This is a genomic window from Frankia sp. BMG5.60 (assembly GCF_059428125.1).
The window spans coordinates 4,418,717-4,435,242 of sequence record NZ_CM182091.1 but is presented as its reverse complement, the minus strand read 5'-3'; the positions used below and the strand labels follow the sequence as shown (position 1 = coordinate 4,435,242).

Annotated in this window: 14 protein-coding genes and 1 pseudogene; 6 read left to right on the top strand and 9 right to left on the bottom strand. The window is 68.7% G+C overall.

The annotated features are described in order from the left end of the window. Nucleotides 1-15: 15 nt before the first annotated feature. The 6 genes from AC5R91_RS18195 to AC5R91_RS18170 all read right to left on the bottom strand — a co-directional run bounded on the left by AC5R91_RS18195 (nucleotide 16) and on the right by AC5R91_RS18170 (nucleotide 5,775). A complete protein-coding gene (locus AC5R91_RS18195) occupies nucleotides 16-975 on the bottom strand; it encodes an alpha/beta hydrolase (protein WP_495392545.1) in 960 nt (319 codons plus the stop codon). Nucleotides 976-1,053: 78 nt separating this feature from the next. Continuing rightward, nucleotides 1,054-1,902: an SDR family oxidoreductase gene (locus tag AC5R91_RS18190; RefSeq protein ID WP_495392544.1), complete on the bottom strand. Its 849-nt coding sequence runs from the start codon at nucleotides 1,900-1,902 to the stop codon at nucleotides 1,054-1,056. A 121-nt stretch (nucleotides 1,903-2,023) separates the two neighbouring features. Continuing rightward, nucleotides 2,024-2,485 carry a cupin domain-containing protein gene (locus AC5R91_RS18185; protein WP_495397999.1) on the bottom strand — a complete coding sequence of 154 codons (462 nt, stop codon included), beginning with the start codon at nucleotides 2,483-2,485 and terminating at the stop codon, nucleotides 2,024-2,026. Between the two features lie 290 nt (nucleotides 2,486-2,775). Further along, nucleotides 2,776-3,708: a helix-turn-helix domain-containing protein gene (locus AC5R91_RS18180; protein ID WP_495392543.1), complete on the bottom strand. Its 933-nt coding sequence runs from the start codon at nucleotides 3,706-3,708 to the stop codon at nucleotides 2,776-2,778. Nucleotides 3,709-4,141: 433 nt separating this feature from the next. After that, nucleotides 4,142-4,747, bottom strand: a complete 606-nt coding sequence (locus tag AC5R91_RS18175) for a hypothetical protein (protein ID WP_495392542.1) — start codon at nucleotides 4,745-4,747, stop codon at nucleotides 4,142-4,144. 719 nt (nucleotides 4,748-5,466) lie between these two features. Next, on the bottom strand, nucleotides 5,467-5,775 hold the full coding sequence (locus AC5R91_RS18170; protein ID WP_495392541.1) for a hypothetical protein: 309 nt from the start codon (nucleotides 5,773-5,775) through the stop codon (nucleotides 5,467-5,469). Between the two features lie 234 nt (nucleotides 5,776-6,009). Between AC5R91_RS18170 and AC5R91_RS18165 the strand changes: the two are divergent. Then, nucleotides 6,010-6,264, top strand: a pseudogene (locus tag AC5R91_RS18165) (type II toxin-antitoxin system RelE/ParE family toxin); the annotation flags it as partial. A 146-nt stretch (nucleotides 6,265-6,410) separates the two neighbouring features. On the opposite strand, the gene AC5R91_RS18160 reads toward AC5R91_RS18165, so the two are convergent. After that, a complete protein-coding gene (locus AC5R91_RS18160) occupies nucleotides 6,411-7,640 on the bottom strand; it encodes a hypothetical protein (RefSeq protein ID WP_495392540.1) in 1,230 nt (409 codons plus the stop codon). A gap of 172 nt (nucleotides 7,641-7,812) precedes the next feature. On the opposite strand from AC5R91_RS18160, the gene AC5R91_RS18155 reads away from it, so the two are divergent. Next, entirely contained in the window at nucleotides 7,813-7,941 is a 129-nt protein-coding gene (locus AC5R91_RS18155; protein ID WP_495392539.1) for a hypothetical protein, read from the top strand. Between the two features lie 21 nt (nucleotides 7,942-7,962). Here the strand turns inward: AC5R91_RS18155 and AC5R91_RS18150 are convergent, their stop codons facing one another. Then, nucleotides 7,963-8,133: a nucleotidyltransferase family protein gene (locus AC5R91_RS18150; protein WP_495392538.1), complete on the bottom strand. Its 171-nt coding sequence runs from the start codon at nucleotides 8,131-8,133 to the stop codon at nucleotides 7,963-7,965. Nucleotides 8,134-8,583: 450 nt separating this feature from the next. Between AC5R91_RS18150 and AC5R91_RS18145 the strand changes: the two genes are divergently transcribed. Next, nucleotides 8,584-9,486: an NADP-dependent oxidoreductase gene (locus AC5R91_RS18145; RefSeq protein ID WP_495392537.1), complete on the top strand. Its 903-nt coding sequence runs from the start codon at nucleotides 8,584-8,586 to the stop codon at nucleotides 9,484-9,486. A 300-nt stretch (nucleotides 9,487-9,786) separates the two neighbouring features. Here AC5R91_RS18145 and AC5R91_RS18140 read toward each other — a convergent pair whose 3' ends face one another. Further along, nucleotides 9,787-10,026 carry a nucleotidyltransferase family protein gene (locus AC5R91_RS18140; protein WP_495392536.1) on the bottom strand — a complete coding sequence of 80 codons (240 nt, stop codon included), beginning with the start codon at nucleotides 10,024-10,026 and terminating at the stop codon, nucleotides 9,787-9,789. 239 nt (nucleotides 10,027-10,265) lie between these two features. Here AC5R91_RS18140 and AC5R91_RS18135 point away from each other — a divergent pair, with 239 nt between their 5' ends. The 3 genes from AC5R91_RS18135 to AC5R91_RS18125 all read left to right on the top strand — a co-directional run bounded on the left by AC5R91_RS18135 (nucleotide 10,266) and on the right by AC5R91_RS18125 (nucleotide 16,433). Next, nucleotides 10,266-14,438: an nSTAND1 domain-containing NTPase gene (locus AC5R91_RS18135; protein ID WP_495392535.1), complete on the top strand. Its 4,173-nt coding sequence runs from the start codon at nucleotides 10,266-10,268 to the stop codon at nucleotides 14,436-14,438. Between the two features lie 258 nt (nucleotides 14,439-14,696). Next, a complete protein-coding gene (locus tag AC5R91_RS18130; protein ID WP_495392250.1) occupies nucleotides 14,697-15,944 on the top strand; it encodes an IS4 family transposase in 1,248 nt (415 codons plus the stop codon). A gap of 225 nt (nucleotides 15,945-16,169) precedes the next feature. After that, nucleotides 16,170-16,433 carry a CU044_2847 family protein gene (locus AC5R91_RS18125; protein WP_495392534.1) on the top strand — a complete coding sequence of 88 codons (264 nt, stop codon included), beginning with the start codon at nucleotides 16,170-16,172 and terminating at the stop codon, nucleotides 16,431-16,433. Nucleotides 16,434-16,526 lie beyond the last annotated feature (93 nt).

The window sequence follows — 16,526 nt, the reverse complement described above, 5'->3', positions numbered from 1 at the left end:
TGGACGTCGGGGCTGTCACAACGAGCGGATGACCCTCACCCGGTCGGCCATGGCCCGGCGTGCGGCGTCGCTCTGGTAGGCGATGGCGTCGTACTCGTGCGGGGCGCCTGGGGTGAGGTGAAGCTCGACGGGCACACCGCCGCGACCGAGCAGCAGCGCGTAGGCCAGATCCTCGTCGCGGAAGATGTCGAGCTGGCCGACCTCGATGTAGGCCGGTGGCAGCCCGGTCGCGTCCTCGAGCCGCGCGGGAGCCGCGAGTGCCGGTACATCGGTGCCACCGGCGCGCGCGCCGAGGAACGCCTGCCAGCCGGTGATGTTGTCCTCGTAGGTCCAGGCGGCATAGGGCTCGATGTGCGGGTCCGGAATCGTGGTGCGGTCGTCGAGCATCGGGAAGATCAGCAGCTGTCGCGCGATGGTCGGTCCGCCGCGGTCGCGGGCGAGGATCGACACCGCGGCTGCCAGGCCGCCGCCCGCGCTGTCGCCCATGACGGCGATGCGAGCCGGATCGACATCGAGCTCGGTGGCGTGCTCGTGCAGCCATTGCAGCCCGGCGTAGACGTCCTCGACCGGAGTGGGGAACGGGTGCTCGGGGGCGAGGCGGTAGTCCACGGCGAGGAAGGGCACGCCGCTGCGTGACACCAGGCGGCTGACGGCGCCGTCGTTGATCGACACACTCCCGAGGATCATGCCGCCGCCGTGGAGGTACAGCACCGCCGGGCCGGGCGCGACGTCGTCGGTGTCGCTGGTTCTGTACCAGCGCAGGAGCAGTGTGGCGCCGTCCGCGGTGGTCAGCTCGTGATCGGTGATGCGGACGTCGTCGGCGGTGGGCTGAAGCCGGTCGACGGTGGCGAGCATCGTGTTCAGGACGACGCGGCGGCCGTCGACGTCGCCCACCGGCGGCGGTGCCACATCGGCCAGCCCGGCCGTGAGCGGGCCGAGTGCCTCGGCGATCTGCGGATCGAGTTCAAGCGTCATCGGTCCGACGTCCTTCCCTGGGCTTGAAGGTCCGACAGGCGCCGCGACGGGTCGGCGGGCGGTCAGCCCCCCGGCAGGTCATGACGCACCCAGTCCGGATGCGCCGAGTTCTGCGATGTAGGCGGCCAGTGTGCCCGGTTCGCGCCGCAGGATTGTGCGGAGCACGAGTGCATTGCCGCCATGGAAGCCGTGCCTGTCGTACTCGGCGAACATCGCGCCCAGACCGGCGGCCTGCCCGGGCGGCAACGTGAACCCGGCGGGCAGGTCCTCGGCGGTCACCTCGCGACCGGCGGCCTCGGTCATCAGCTCGGCGAGCCGCACGCGGTCCACCGTGCCGGGTGCGGCGAGCTCGAACGTGCCGAAGGAGAGCCGATCGTCGACGAACGCGAGCGTGGCGGCCTCGGCGACATCGCGGTAGTCGACGTACGTCATCTGCGAGTGCTTCGACCAGGGCATGACGAGCGCGCCGGTGCGGCGGGCCTGCTCGTAGGCGCCGTCGAGGCCCTGCATGTACATCGCGGGCTGCAGGATCGTGAAGTCCAGCGTCGAGGCGTAGAGGGCCGCCTCGATCGGCCGGGTGCTGGCGTGGTTCTCCAACGGTAGGGAGGGGTGGTAGACGCCGTTGTAGACGATCTTCCGGACGCCGGCGGCCTGCGCCGCCTCGACGACGTTGAGCCCCATCTTCGTCGCATCCGGCGAGAAGGCCGGGGTGATCAGAAACGCGCCGTCGACGCCGTCGAACGCGGCGCGCAGACTGGCCGGGTCACCGAGGTCCGCGGTGACGATCTCGTTCGCGCCGTGCCCCAGCGGGATGTCGCGCTTGCCCGGGTCGTGCACGACCGCGCGTACGTCGATCCCATGGCGCACGAGAGCGGGCACGACCAGCCCGGCGAACGTGCCGGTCGCCCCGGTCGCGAGGATCTTCATCGTTTGCTTTCCTTCGGCGGAGGGGTCGATCGGGGTCAAAGCGACCAGTGGGATCGTGCGGGTGGGCTTCCGCGGCTGTCGCGGGAATTAACTTCCGCGCGGTCGGTGTGGACGGTCCGCGTCAGCGCGGCGGTCCGACGACGATGTTGCCGAACTTCTCGGCCGCTTCGGCCATCCGGTCGGGGGAAATCTGAAAGCCGTCGGGCCGCGGGGTGGACTTGTCGCGACCGGCGTAGCGGAACATGCCCTCAATGCCGGCCGGCGTGTTGATCATCAACAGGTCGGCCTTCTTCGACGTGATCCGGTAGGCGTGCGGCTTGCCCTTGGGGAGGAAGACCACGCCGCCTTCGGACAGCTCGTACTCGCGGTCGTCGTACCAGACCAGCGCGGTACCGCTGATCAGCATGAACACCTCGTCCTCGAGGGTGTGCGTGTGATAGGGCGGCGCCTCGCCTTCGCTGACGTCGAATCTGCCCATCATCAGTTGGCCGTCGGTCGCCGCGCCGTCGAGCACCATCGTGAGACTTCCGCCGTCGAGCCATTCGAGCTGCTGTTGCTGCTGGGCCTGGGCGAGATAGAGCATGCTCACGTCGTTCTCCTTCGCATCGTCGGTGCGACGTCCATCGCGTCGTCCAGCCCGGGACCGGCACGGCGCCACGCGGGACGGAGCCCTCAGCCGGGTGCGATCTCCGGCATCCACGCGCTGAGCCTCGTGGTGACCACACCTCGAGCCTAGGCGTACACGCATCCGGCGCGCATGCGCTCGATTGCTAAAAAGGTGTTCCTTATTGCGGCGCTCGCGTCTCAGGTTCGGTCACTGACGGTCACTGATGCTCGCGGTTGGCTGCAGTCAATCGCGGCCGGTCACAGCCCCTACGTCGCGCAGCGGCGACGGAACGTCCGCGGCGCCATACCGGTCTCGCGGCGGAACGCGGTCGAGAACTGGCTGGCGCTGCTGAACCCGCACTGCCGCGCGATGTCGGTGACGGACAGATCGCTGTCCTCGAGACGACGCCGCGCCACGTCGATCCTCATGCGGGTGAGAAACCGGCGCGGCGGCAGTCCCGTCGAGGCGTGAAAGACGCGCAGGAAGTGATACGAGCTCAGCCCGGCGCTGCCGGCCAGGTCGGCGAGCGACAGCGGCAGGTGAAGGTTGTCCCGCATGAACTCGATCGCCGTCCGGACCCGGGCGTCCTCCCTCCCGACGCCGACGGGGCCCGGCGATCCGGTCCCGTAGTGGCTGAGCACGTGAGCGAGCAGGAAGGCCGCCGAGGTCTCCGCGTACAGCTCGTCGACTCCCGCGGCCATCGCGTGAGTGAGCTCGGTCAGGACGCTGCGCACGACGTGGTCCTCGGTCAACACCGGCTCCGCCAAGGTGACCGGCGAGGACCGTCGATGGCTCAGCAGACCGGCGGTACGCGCGAGATCGTCTGCCGGGAGAACCATGACAACGAGCTCGCGCCTGCCGCTCCCCGCATGCGTCCACTCATAACTCAGCGGCACTCCGGCTGGGACGATCCACGCCTTCCCCGGCGCGAGCTGGGCGGATCGCCGCGCTACTCCGTCACGTCGTTGCACGGCCACGCTTCCACGGGTCACGAGCATGATCCGGGGATGGGGCAGGACGCCCATGTCCGCACGTCCCGAAGAATCACAGCGCTGAGCGACCCGGACGAGCACCGACTCCCAACCGGCATCCCGCACGCTGCAACGTCGGATCTCACACCGCGCGTCCTGGTCGAAGCGCTGCGCCAGGTCAGTCGCGGCGAAACGCATCGCCCCCGAAGCCAACGAATCTGTCGTCACGCTGAGCTCCCGTGATCTCGTCCCCAAAACCCCGCGGCGCAGGCCACGTCGCCGTGTCCAACCCAGTCTGTACAGCCACGGTGATGCTGTGACAGGCACGGTGGTCAATAGCGTCAGCGGTGATCCGTCTGATCTTGGTTCGGGGTCCTGAAATCACCATCCGGCCGGTCTCCGCCGACGCGGTTGCGTCGGTCGCAGGACACGGACACAGGGTGGCGCGGCAGGCGCGGAGGGCCAGGTCGACACGGGCGGCCGGGGGCCCGTTCTCAGCCGGCGGACGTGGGACACGCGGTCACCGGCCGATCGCCACGAGTCGTCCGACCCGCGATGACCGGCCGGTGGCCGCATTGCCCGCACCCCCGCGCCGCGGGCCGAGCGGAGCACCGCCATGCAGGCGCCCCACTCGGCCGACTACCCAACTGCGGCTGCCGTACTAGCCAGCGAGGCCGACGCCCTCCGCGTCATCCCCGGGACCGTTTGAGTCTGAGTCGTGCTGCTCCGACGAGCCGTCCCACTTCTTGTGGTGGTCATTCTTGTGCTTCTTGTCGAACCAGGTCACCCGCTCGAAGGTCGCCTTCTCCTTCTTCTTGGTGATGTCCCGCTTCTTGTGGTCCCACTTGTGCTTGTCCGGGTCCCACCCAATGATGTTCGCCTGATCCGCGTCGTCCCCCGTCGGCTCATCACCGAGCCATGTCGGGTCGTCGCCTGGCCCCTTCTTGTCGTCCCACTTGTCGTCCCACTTCTTGTGGTGGTCCTTCTTGTCGAACCAGGTCACCCGCTCGAAGGTCGCCTTCTCCTTCTTCTTGACGACGTCCTGCTTCTTGTGGTCCCACTTGTCCTTGTGCGGGTCCCATCCCTGCAAGGAGCCCGCGAGCCACGGGTCCTGGATTCCGGCGTCCTCGGCAGCGACTGTGGGGGGAGCGGCCACGGTCGGCTCCGCAGCCTGTGCCATGGCCACTCCCGGCCCGAGCAAGACGACGCCGGTCGCGACACCAGACATGGTGAGAAGAGCGGCGTAACGTCCGGTCCTGTTCTTCATTCCGTACCCTTTCCCGTAACTTGCATCGACCCAACTACTGCGAGCGACAACCTAGCTGGTTGATCTGTTGAATCGGCGCAGCCGGCCGTACGGGTTACCTGCGGGATAGTCGACGGAGCCGAATCTCCATAGGCATCAGAAGATTCACGCTTTGGCCTCCCAACCGCCGGAGTTCCGGGTTTGCGTCCAGGCGAAAAGTGTCGGAAGGATTCCCGGAAGACGGAAATAGACGGCGCCGCGCCACCAGATCAACGGCCCGCCGACGAGCCAGAAAGCAAGATCTGCAGCCCGGGTGCGGCGCGTCATCGCGGCAGCAGCTAAAGGCGCACCTTCCCCGAATGATGCGCAATGCTATCGGTTACCGGCTGCCCGGCGAGGACATCCGTTTTACAACGTGTTTATGTGATCACACGGATGCGGGCAAGGATGTCCTGCGGATCGTCCAGGTAAACGATGTCGAGCCCAAGTCGCCCCGTCAGCCCGCGGGGCTCCAGAACGAGGCGCAGCCGATCATCTCAGCCAGGATCGGCACCCCTCTGGCCCTCGCATGCTCGGCCTCCTCCAGCACCCTGATCCCCGCTCCGGTGCAACGGATGCGGGCGGGCCGCCGTCGCCGCGGGAGCCCGGCAGCGCACCTGCTGCGGTCGACTGGTCAGGCGGCGGCAGAGACGGTCGCGACCGCGGTTGTCCCAACCGGGTGAGCGGGCGTTTCACGCTGGTCAGGCGAGTGACACCGTCCAGGCGCCGTACTCGCGGGCCACGTCGGTGACCGTCAGGGTGCCCGACCGTGCCGGGCCGTGCGTGCTCAGGGCCTGATCGAGCGGGGTGATCAGCATGTCCTCGAGTGCGGAGCCGATGCTGTGGTCGTCGAGGTGTAGGCCGGCGGTGAGCTCGACTAGGAGGCGGGCGCGGGCGCGCGGGCCGAGGGTGAGATCGATGCCCTGTTCGGTGCGCATGCGGACGACGAGCCGGCCGACGAGCAGATCGACGATCTGCTCGATGTCGGCGCGGTCATTATGGTTCGACACCACACAATTGTCGCCGGGGATGGTGAGGCTCAGGCCGGTTCAGGCCAGCTCGGGAACAGCCATGCACCGCCCCCGCCGACGGCTTCACGTGGCCGCCCCCGGACAACTCACCCACCCTCGGCGGGGCGGAGGCGGTTCGTATGGCCGTGACGTGGTCGTCCAGATGGGGCTCGAACCAGCTGCCGCGGTCCTCGCCAGGGAAGGCTCGCCGGCGAAGGCGGGCGCGCTCATAACCGCGGCCCAGACGAGGGCCGCCCGCTCGTCGACCGGATCAAGGGAAGCAAGCTGCACCATCTGAAGGAGTTGCGCCCAGCCAGCACCGGCGAGACCGAGATCAGAATTCTGTTCCTGTTCGACACCGTCAGACAGATGGTGCTCCTGGTCGCCGGGGACGAGTCCGGCAACTGGCAGGGGTGGTACGAGGTGGCGATTCCGCTCGCCGAGGCACGCTACGCCGAACATCTGGTATCGCTGGAAGAGGGATGTTGATCGACGATGAGTAGACGAACCGCCGCCGGCTGACCTAACGCTGCCGACCACCGATGAGCTGGGCAGGGGCGACCATCCATCGATCAGTGGCGACCGGACGAGCATGCCCCGGGCGCCGCGCCCCGGGTCAGGCGCCGGCCCAGTGTTCAGGGATAGACGGAACCAATCATGATCAGGTGCCAGGTCCCGTCAATACGTGCTGCTTCTACGTACATGCTCCAGTGAGGCTGTACCAGCGCGCTTATCTCCACCGGGATTTCGAACGGGCCGACAATCGTCCCATCATAGTGGTGGAAGGAGATCTCGCCCGCGCCCACCTCGACGGTGTAGACGACGTCCTCGAACCGGTCCTCGAACGGAATTGAGCCAACGTCGACAGCGGGCCTGCTGTCGAGGTAGTCGTCGATCAGGTCTCGAAAGTCGTCAGCCGCCGAGAGATCGCGTCCCGCGTCCCGCGCGTGATCCGCTGCGTTCCGAGCGGTAGACTCGTCGAGATATCCACGCTCGGACATCCAATTAACCAACTTCCGAGTTACCGTCCCCGCCGCTCGGATCTGTTCTTTGCTGGCGATTACCTTGCGGACCATATAGTAGCCGAGGAACTCGCTCAGATAATCCGGAATCGTCTCCGGGCCGTCGAGCACACTACCGAGCTCTCCGTCCTCGACCGTCCTCGCGATGCACTTTCCCAAGAGCGCTATGATCCCCTCATAGTTACTCATGGTCCTCTTCTCGAGGCGGGTGCGCTGTTCGGCGAGGAACTGGTCGAGGACCTCCTCGATCGAGGGTCCGGTCCGCGGCGGCCTGACGACAACGTCGAGATCGCTGGCGACATACGGTCGGCCGGGGTCTTGGTTCCCGTACACGGTTTCCTTGTAGCACCCCACGGCGGTGTCCCGGTCGTCGTAGTCCGACGTCCACCGGAAGTCGCCGGCGGTGTAGTCCAGCGCGTAGCGGGTCGAGCTGTCGACGGGATCGGTGTACTCGTAGACCAGTATCGAGCCACCGACCTCCGGGTGGCTGTCGGTCCGCCGGAGCACGATGCCGGCCTCCATCGCGATGACATATCCGGCCCAGATACGGTCCTGATACCGGCCCCAGCTGCCGTAGAGCGAGTGCCCTCCGGTGAGATACAGCATGCGTGTGCCGTCGTAACTGACGGCGGGATTCCGTAGCTTGGCGTCGCATGGGACCACTTCCCACCGCCCACCGTGGCAAGCCATCAGTCGGCGCACCGCCAGCCAGGCAGCCTGCTTGTCGGTGAACCGGCGGCAGCCGAACCCCGTGTGCTCCACATACCATGCGCCCCCGGTTGAACTACTGACCGAGACGTGCGCCTGCTCCCACTCGCCAGCGTCCCGCAACTCCCACCGCATGACGCACTCATGCCCTTGGACAAGTAGCCCCGTGACAAGCTCACCAGGTTCGGTCCCCACCTGCTCCAGAGTAATACCATGGCTGCCTATATCTTGGACGACTCATTACCGTTGTCCTCGCATTGGGTTCAATGCTGCTGTGAATGTGCGAGGACCATCGGGATAGCTGCGCGTGGTGCCGATCGCGGAGTCGCCTCTTGATCGCCTGGAAAACGCGGTCAGGGAAGAACTTCGGGTCGCCATTTACGAACGGCGTGAGCTGGCGCAGGGCAACTGCCCTGCCGCGCTGGATCTTTTCTAGATCGTCTCGGAGGTCGACGATCTAGAAGCCGTGCTTCGAGTCGGGCGCCAGTACGTAGAGCAGGTCGACATCCGACTCGTCGGTGTCGTCGCCGCGAGCCACCGAGCCGAAGACGGACCTCTCGGCGACGTCGTAGCGCCGGCACACCGGGCACACCTCGGCGATCCGGGTGTCACGAAGGTCGACGGTCACATCCCTCGTCGAGGTTGCCGAACAGCCGTGTGCGGGACGTATCGGACATGATCAGGCCCAGTCGGACCAGGCCGGTGAGATGGCCGACGTCGGTGAGGACACGGTTGGCGATCTCACCGCGTGTTCGCGGGGCGCGGCATGGGTCCGACCCGACCCGGGGGGCTGGCTGATACATGGCGCCCCAAGCTCACGTCGCCAGCGGCATATACATCCATGCAGCGTCGTCACCGCAGTGTTGTCCGCTGATCGATCGAAAAAGTCGGGAATAGCGGACCGGCGGTGGGCGTCCCAGTACAGGATTGAGACTGTGAGCGCGGTGACGGTCCGCGCGGACGACGACGGGAGCGGGTGCGATGGTGCTGTCCGCGCGATCGGCGCGGTGCCCCGTCACCGAGGTCCTGGCCACCGGCCCGCGGTGTCGACATCGAACCGATGACCAAGGAGTCCTGGATGAGCGTGAAGATCTATTTCGAGGAGTACGGCAGCCCGACGGTGCTGGTGCAGGCCGAGGAGACGGTGGGGGAGCCGGGCGCGGGGGAGGTCCGGATCGTGAACCGGGCGATCTCGGTCAACCCGGTCGACTGGAAGGTCGTCGCCGGCTACCTGAAGGACTTTGTGCCACTGCAGTTGCCCGCCGTGCCGGGTAACGAGTCGGCTGGCGTGGTCGACGCGGTCGGCTCGGGCGTGGACGGGTTCGCCGTCGGCGACGAGGTCATCTGGTCAGGCTTCACCGGTGGTTACCGCGCGCAGGCCAACGTGCCCGCGAGCTCGCTGATCGCGAAGCCGGCCGCCGTCGACTTCGAGCAGGCGGCGTCACTGCCCGTCGCGGCCGGGACCGCGTACTCCGCGGTGCACCAGATCGGTGTCCGGGAGGGCGAGACCGTGCTCGTCCACGCCGCGGCCGGGGGAGTCGGGACGGCGACGGTCCAGATCGCCAGGGCGCTCGGGGCCCGCGTGATCGGTACGGCCTCCCCGGCCAACCACGACTACCTCCGCTCGATCGGCGCGGAGCCCGTCACCTACGGGGATGGTCTGGTGGATGCCGTGAAGGCGCTCGGAACGATCAACGCCTCGATCGACAATGTCGGCGGTGCGGCGTCGGTCGCGGCGACGGTGGCGCTTCTTCCCGACCTCTCCCGTGCGGTCACGGCCGTAGCCGACGAGCATGCCGCCGGCGCCGGGATTGCGGCGGTCGCCGCGTCCGAGGACAGGCTGACCGCGGTCGCGAAGCTGGCCGAAGAGGGCGTGATTCGTTTCGAGATCCAGGACCGCTTCCCCCTCGCCGAGGCCGCGAAGGCGTTCGAGCTCAGCCTCACCGGCCACGTCCGCGGGAAGATCATCCTCGTCCCCTGACCCGAGGCCCTGATGACCTGGGCGGATCGCCGCACCCATGAGACACCGAGGCCGAGGGCCAAACACAGCCCTCGGCCTGTCTCCTCAAGGCATCCCGTCATGCGTCAGGCGTCTTGTCGTCCCCCGCTGCTGCCATGTCTGCGCACCCAGTCCTTCGCCAGCCGTCGGGCCGTTTGAGCCCGTGGTGGTCGCCAGGTTCCGCCGCACGAGCAGGCCGCCGCTTCGATCATGTCGACGAGGTACAGCTCGTCACGCCGCGTAGAGGACCCTGGCCTCCGCGAGCACCCGGTCGCGGATGACTCACTTCAGTCGGGACTTGGGTACCAGGTCGACGTGACGTCCGACGATCTTTTCGAGATCATCCCGAAGATCGGCGACCTCGAAGCCAAGCGTCGGGTCGGGCACTGACACGTACAGCAGGTCGATGTCCGAGGAGCCGGTGTCGTCGCCGCGAGCCACCGAGCCGAAGACCGACAACTCGGCGACGCCGTAGCGCCGGCACACCTCGCCGATCCGGCTGTCACGAAGGTCGACGGTCACGCGGCTGCGTCGGCGACCTGCTGGCCCACTGGACCAACGACCGGTGGCGTTCCACCCTGCACCGGGTCGTCCTGCCGCCGCCGGCCCAGGACGCGGTATCGGGCGTTCGTCACTGATATATGTTTCTGCCCGAGCGGGGCGATGCGTGCGGCGGGGGTGACAGATTGGCCGGGGAATGTCCGCCGGCATCAGCCGGACCGGAAGCCTCGGACCGGGGACGGGAACTCCGCGCGCACGGGATGGTCGAGCGCGCCATCGTCAGTGTGCTGCTCGGCGAGGAGCCGGTCGGCGTCGGCTTTCTCGTTGCCGATGATCTCGTCCTCACCTGCTCGCATGTGGCGGCGGCAGCCCTGGGCGGTGAGCTGCCCGAACTGGGCGCTGCCGTGAATGTTGTTTTCCCCCTGCTCGGGACGGAGAACGTCCAGCGCGCCGAGGTGTGCCGGGTGGCCGACGACGGCGGGCCGGATGCCGTCGGGCTGCGAACCCACCCGCCGGCAGGCGCACGCGCCGTCCGCCTCGTCGATGTCGATGACATCGCCGGTGACCGGGTCGTGACATTCGGATTTCCCGCGGGCAGGTCGCGCGGGGTATGGGCGGCGGGATTCATTCGCGGAAAGACCGCTCAGGGGCGAATACAGATCGAGGACGATCGCTCCTGGGGGCTGCCGGTGAGTCGCGGCTTCAGCGGCGGCCCGGTCATCGACCAGGACCGAGGCGCTGTCGTCGGCATGACTGTCGAGGTCGAGAGCCGGGCGGATCGCCGGACCAGTTACGCCCTCGCCGCCGCGACGCTGCACGATTTCTGGCCCGAGCTGGGTGACCACGCCACGCAGCCGAATCCGTTCCGAGGCCTGGCGGCCTTCCGGGAACGGGACGCCCAGTATTATTTCGGCCGCGGCGAGGAGGCCGACGGCCTGGCCCGCCGGCTGGAGACCGAGGACGTGCTGGTGATCAGCGGTCCGTCCGGGTCCGGGAAGTCCTCGCTCATGGCGGCCGGGCTGCTGCCCCGGCTGCGCAACGACACGACGGCGTCGATGCTCTTTCGGCCGGCGGCCGGAAGCGGCCCCTGGCATTCCCTCGCCACGTCGTTCCTGGAGCTGCTGGACCAGGGCGGCGGGTTGGCGCAGACCGAGGAGTTGGCCGCCCGCCTGTCCGCCGGCGGCACCGAGGACGCCGTGAACCGTATCCTGGTCCGCCGTGGGCTAGACCGCCTGCTGATACTCGTCGACCAGCTGGACGAGGCACTCACCCGGTTCCCGGCGGAATGCGACGAGATGCTCGACGCACTGCTGGCGGCCACCGCTCCGCTGACGCGGGCCCCGCGGGCCAGCCTGGTGCTGACCGTAGGCTCGCGTCATCTCGACGCGTTGCTCGCGCACAGCGGCATCGGCGCGCGGCTGAGGAATCGGATCGTGGTTCTCGGCATCCCAGGCGCCGGCGAGATACGCGACATCATCACGCGGCCACTGGAACCGGCGGGCATGCCCGTCTACCAGGACGGCCTGGTGGACGTGCTGCTCGCGGACATCGCATCCGAGAGTAACCCGCTGCCACTCACGGAATTCACCCTGGCGCTGCTCTGGGAAAACCAGCGGCGTGGCGTTCTCACCCACGCGTCCTATCGTGACCAGGGCGGCGTGTCCGGGGCGCTTGCACGGTATGCCGAGCATGTGTGGCAGCGCATCGCCGTCGACGCCTCGACGGAACACGATGTGCGCTGGCTGTTCTGCCAGCTCATCACCCCGCTTCCGGACGGGGGTGCCACCGGCCGGGCATTCACACTGTCCGACGCGCCCGCGCTGGAGGGCCTCGCGGGAGATCTGTGCCAGACGCGGCTGATGGTGATGAGAACGGGCGCCGACGGCCTGACGAAGGTCGAGCTGACGCACGACGCGCTGTCCGTGCACTGGCCGCGGTTCAGGGCCTGGATCGAGGACGAACGCGAATTCCGGCTCTGGCAGGACGAGGTCGGTCGGCATGCCGCGCGATGGCAGGCGCGAAAGGAAAGAACCGCACTGCTGCGCGGCACCGCGCTGCGCACCGCGGTGTCGATGCTCGGCCGCCAGCGGGACCTCACCGCGCCGCAGCGCGACTTCATCCTGCGCAGTCAGGCCAACCGGCGCCGGTCGCTGCTCCTCCGGTTGCTGTCCCTCTCGCTGGTCATCGATCTCGTGGTGATCGTCGTCGCGGGTGTCTGGATTGTGCGGCAGCAGAACACCGCACGGCGCGACGCGCTCGCGGGGGGCGCGCTGCTGAATGCCGAGGTGAACTACTCCAGTGCCCGCGACCCGTCCCCCGTGCGACTGGCACTCGACCTGCGGGCATTCCGGACCGTCGACGACGAGCGGACCCGCAGCGCGCTGCGTGAATGGTATCGGGCCCTCCGCTTCAGCTCGACGATCCTGCCGGCCGACAGCCAGGAACTGGCTATCGAGGCGGTGAGCCCGGACGGGGCGCTGGCGCTCGCCGCGGCCGGCACGGATGAGATGGACGTGCTGGATATGGACCGGCCCCGGACCGCGCTGACCCGGCTACGGATTCCGCGCACGAGCTCCGGAATCCGGGCCGTGGCCTGGCTTTCCCCGGGCGCCCTGGCGATGGGTAACAGGGACGGAATCGAGATCAGAGACGCCCGGGACGGGCGGCTGCTCAGGAAGGTGCCCGCCGAGCTCGACCGCGTCATCACCGATCCGGGCGGGCGATGGCTCGGCTGGGGCCGCACTGGGGATCCGGTATTCCACCTTCTCGACCTCCGGGACACCGCGGCGGTCACGAGAACGGTGCGCCTGCCCTCTCCGCTCGGCGCCACCCGGCAGGGCTCGGCGGATGACATCCAGGTCCGGGCGGTACTCGATGACGGTTCGCTCGTCGGCACGCGCGACGCCGCCGACTTCCGTGTCGACGACCGTGCAGCGACGCCGTTCGACCTTCCGTTCGGCACCGTCCTGGCGAGCCCGGACGGCCGGTCGGTGGTGGTCCGCTGCGCCGAGGGCGTCGGCATGCTGCTTCAGGCCGTCGCCACCGGGCAGACCGTCGCCACCCAGCGGGTCGCGGACGCGCACTGTGACCAGACAATGGGCGGGGCGCTCCATGCCGCCTTCAGCCCGGATGGCCGCTCCATCGCGCTGACGACGTACGACCCGGCGCTGGAATCGAGCGTCGGCCCGGTCCAGGCGACCGACACCCCGCCGACGGTGGAGGTCGGGGAGGTGGGCACCGAACTGCGGCGGGTGCCACGCCCCAGGGGGTATCTCCCCACGCACGTCTCGGCCGAGGCTGGCGGCGTCCTGCGGGTCGTCCTCGAGTCGACGTCCGGGGTGACCGTGCTTCGGATTCCCCCGGCCGGTCCGATGGAACGCGCAGTCGGCACCTCGGCTGACGCGCTCCTGTCGCCCGATCGGCGGTATGTCGTCCTGACCCAGGCCTCCGGTCTGACCGAGGTATGGGACACCGCCACCCGCCGCCGCGTCGCCGCCGCCTCGTTCTCGACCGGACCCCCGCCCGGCGGGCAGGTCGAGAACGGGCTCGGTAAGCCTGAGCTGACCGCAGACGGTCAGGTCCTGGTGATCAGTCGGCCCGGCCTGGCAACCGTGCGGATCGTGCGGCTGCCAGATCTTCGCCCGGTGGCGAGCTTCGCGCTGCCGAAGGATGTCTACGGGGACGGCGGGTTCTTTTCCGTATCCGCCGCCGGCGGCCGAATCCACGTTGTCGGGAACGGTGGCGTCGTCACCGTGTGGGGCGAGGACGGCACGGCGCGGTCCGCGCCGATCAGCACCGACGGTGGGGACGTCATCGCCCGCCCCGGGCACGCCGAACTGGTGGAGGTGACGGACAACAGGGTGTGGCGGCTGCGGACCTCCGACGGGCGCGAGATCCCCGGATCGGCGTTCACGGTGGTGCGGGACCTTCCCCGCTCCACCCGGTGCCAGGCTGCGCCGGCCATCGATCCGGCTGGAAAGGTCGTCGCACTCTGCGCCGGCGACGCGTTGGAGGTGTGGAGCCTGGAATCCCACGAACGGCTGGGCACCTACGATCTCGGGCAGACCCGGACGGTCGACGCGATCGCGTTCAGGGGCGGCGCCGACGACCTCGACGTCACCCTGGGCACACAGTGGCCGACCGCCGGATCGGCCACCGCGGTGGCGCACTGGTCGCGCAACCGCTTCTTCGGTATCCCCGGATTTCTCGGGCATCCCGTGCAGTCGTTCACCATAGCGGACAGCCGTTTCCCCGGAGGCCCGCTCGCCCTGGCGGGCATCGGATTCTCGACTGATCACGCCAGCGTTCTCGAATCCACCGAACCAGCGGCCTGGGCGAGGCGGGTCTGCGCCGTTGTCGCCAACAGCCCGGCCATTTCCGAGCCCACCGTCCGGCAACCCGGGATTCACTCCGGACCGCTCTGCCCCCGGTAGCCAGGAATCGCGAAGGGACCATCATGACCGAATACCTAGAGGTACGGACCCCCGACGGCGATATCGTCCTGTTCGAATCCCTGGAGGACCTTGACGGCGTCGTTCCCGCGGGCCGCCACCGGGGTCCCGGTGGTCACCGTGACGGCGGCAGCCTCCGGCAGGGACTGCGGGCAATGCCACTTCCACTATTTGGATCTTGACTGGTTGCGGTGTGTCGGTTCGGGTGGTTCTGCCTGGTTGGCGGCATGATCGTGGGCTGTGACGGACACGGGTAGCCAGCTGATGGACTGGATCTCGTTGGGGGTCCTGACGTCGTTCGTGTCGCGGGATGCGGTCGACGAGGCGATCGAGGCGACCGGGACGGGTGCCCGGCGCAGCGACACGACGATCCCGCCGCGGGTCGCGGTCTACTTCGTGATGGCGCTCGCGTTGTTCGCGGACGACGACTACGAGGCGGTCGCGCGCCGGCTCGCTACCACGCTTGACGATCTCGACGTGGTCGGGCCGCGATGGGAACCGACCTCGGGCGGGCTGACCAAAGCCCGCCAGCGGCTCGGTGCGGCACCGCTGGCGGAACTGTTCTCGCAGGTCGCCGGGCCGGTCGCGGACCTCGACACGGTCGGGGCGTTCCTCGGCCCGTGGCGGCTGATGAGTATCGACGGACTGGAGTGGGACGCGCCCGCCTCGGCGGAGAACATCGCCGCGTTCGGCCTGCCCGCGGGCCGCGACGGCGCGCCGGGGGCGCTGCCGAAGGTCCGCGCCCTCACCGTGTCCGAGTGCGCCTCGCACGCGCCGGTGCTGGCCGTGCTCGGCCCGGCCGGCGGCGCGAAGCCCGCCAGCGAGCAGGCCCTGGCCCGCACCCTGTACCCACGGCTGGCCGAACGCTGGCTTCTGCTCGCGGACCGCAACTTCTACTCCTGGACCGACTGGTGCACGGCCGCGGACACCGGCGCGGCACTGCTGTGGCGGGTCAAGGCCAGCCTGCGGCTGCCGCCGCTGCGCGCGTTGTCCGACGGCTCGTACCTGACGGTCCTGGTCAACCCGAAGATCACCGGGAAGGCGCGGGACGCCCTGGTCGCCGCGGCCCGCGCCGGTGAGGTACTCGACCCGGCGAAGGCCCGCTACGCCCGTCTCGTCGAGTACGACGTGCCCGACCGGGACGGCGACGGGAAACACGAGGTCATCGCCCTGCTCACCACGATCCTCAACCCACGCGACGCGACCGCGTCCGCGCTGGCCGGGGCCTACCGGCAGCGCTGGGAACACGAGACCGGTAACAGGCAGCTCAAGACCTACCTACGCGGCCCGGGGAAGGTCCTGCGCTCGAAGCACCCCGACACCGTCTACCAGGAGATCTACGGCTACCTGCTCACCCACCACGCGATCAGCGCGCTGACCTGCCAGGCCGCGACCGCCGCCGGGATCGACCCCGACCGGATCAAGTTCAAGCGCACTGTCAGGATCATCCGGGACCGGGTCGCCACCGACCCGGCTTTTTCCCCCTGACCAGCGGGCACGCACCCAAGGCGAGATCGCCACCGACATCACCCGACCGACCCGGCTCAACACCCGCCGCGAACGCACCTACCCCCACGTCGTCCGCCGAGCCCGCCACAACCAGTACCCGGTCAAGAAACCCGGCCAGCACGGCATCCGCCACCATGCCCCGCCCACGATCAGACTCGCCAACCCGGTGAAACCCCAGGTCACAGCTTGATCAACTTAGCGGAAGTGGCATTGGGACTGCGGGTGATCCGAGCGGTTGCCGGTGCGGTCTCGGAGAACCTCGACACCCTGGCGGCCCCACCGAACCGGATCTCCGTGGAGATGGGCGTGAAGGCGGTGGGCGAGGTGGGATTCGCCATCACCAAGTCCACGGCCGAGGCGCACCTGGTCGTCACGCTCGAATGGACGTCGGCGCGCAGGCGGCCATCGGCTGCCGGAGAGCCCGGCGAGGCACCTCCGGTGGGAGCTGAGGCGGCACCTTCGCCGTGATATCAGGGTCGTGACGTCGGCGCCGGGCGCCGGTGGTGGTGGCGGTGGCCCGCCGAGGGGTCTGGTGCACGGGCTGCGGTCCACCCCGGCGGC

Coding starts and splice junctions, on each gene's coding strand:
- AC5R91_RS18195 (WP_495392545.1), bottom strand. CDS start 975: ATGACGCTTGAACTCGATCCGCAGATCGCCGAGGCACTCGGCCCGCTC.
- AC5R91_RS18145 (WP_495392537.1), top strand. CDS start 8,584: ATGAGCGTGAAGATCTATTTCGAGGAGTACGGCAGCCCGACGGTGCTG.
- AC5R91_RS18185 (WP_495397999.1), bottom strand. CDS start 2,485: ATGCTCTATCTCGCCCAGGCCCAGCAGCAACAGCAGCTCGAATGGCTC.
- AC5R91_RS18190 (WP_495392544.1), bottom strand. CDS start 1,902: ATGAAGATCCTCGCGACCGGGGCGACCGGCACGTTCGCCGGGCTGGTC.
- AC5R91_RS18135 (WP_495392535.1), top strand. CDS start 10,266: ATGGTCGAGCGCGCCATCGTCAGTGTGCTGCTCGGCGAGGAGCCGGTC.
- AC5R91_RS18160 (WP_495392540.1), bottom strand. CDS start 7,640: ATGCGGTGGGAGTTGCGGGACGCTGGCGAGTGGGAGCAGGCGCACGTC.
- AC5R91_RS18175 (WP_495392542.1), bottom strand. CDS start 4,747: ATGAAGAACAGGACCGGACGTTACGCCGCTCTTCTCACCATGTCTGGT.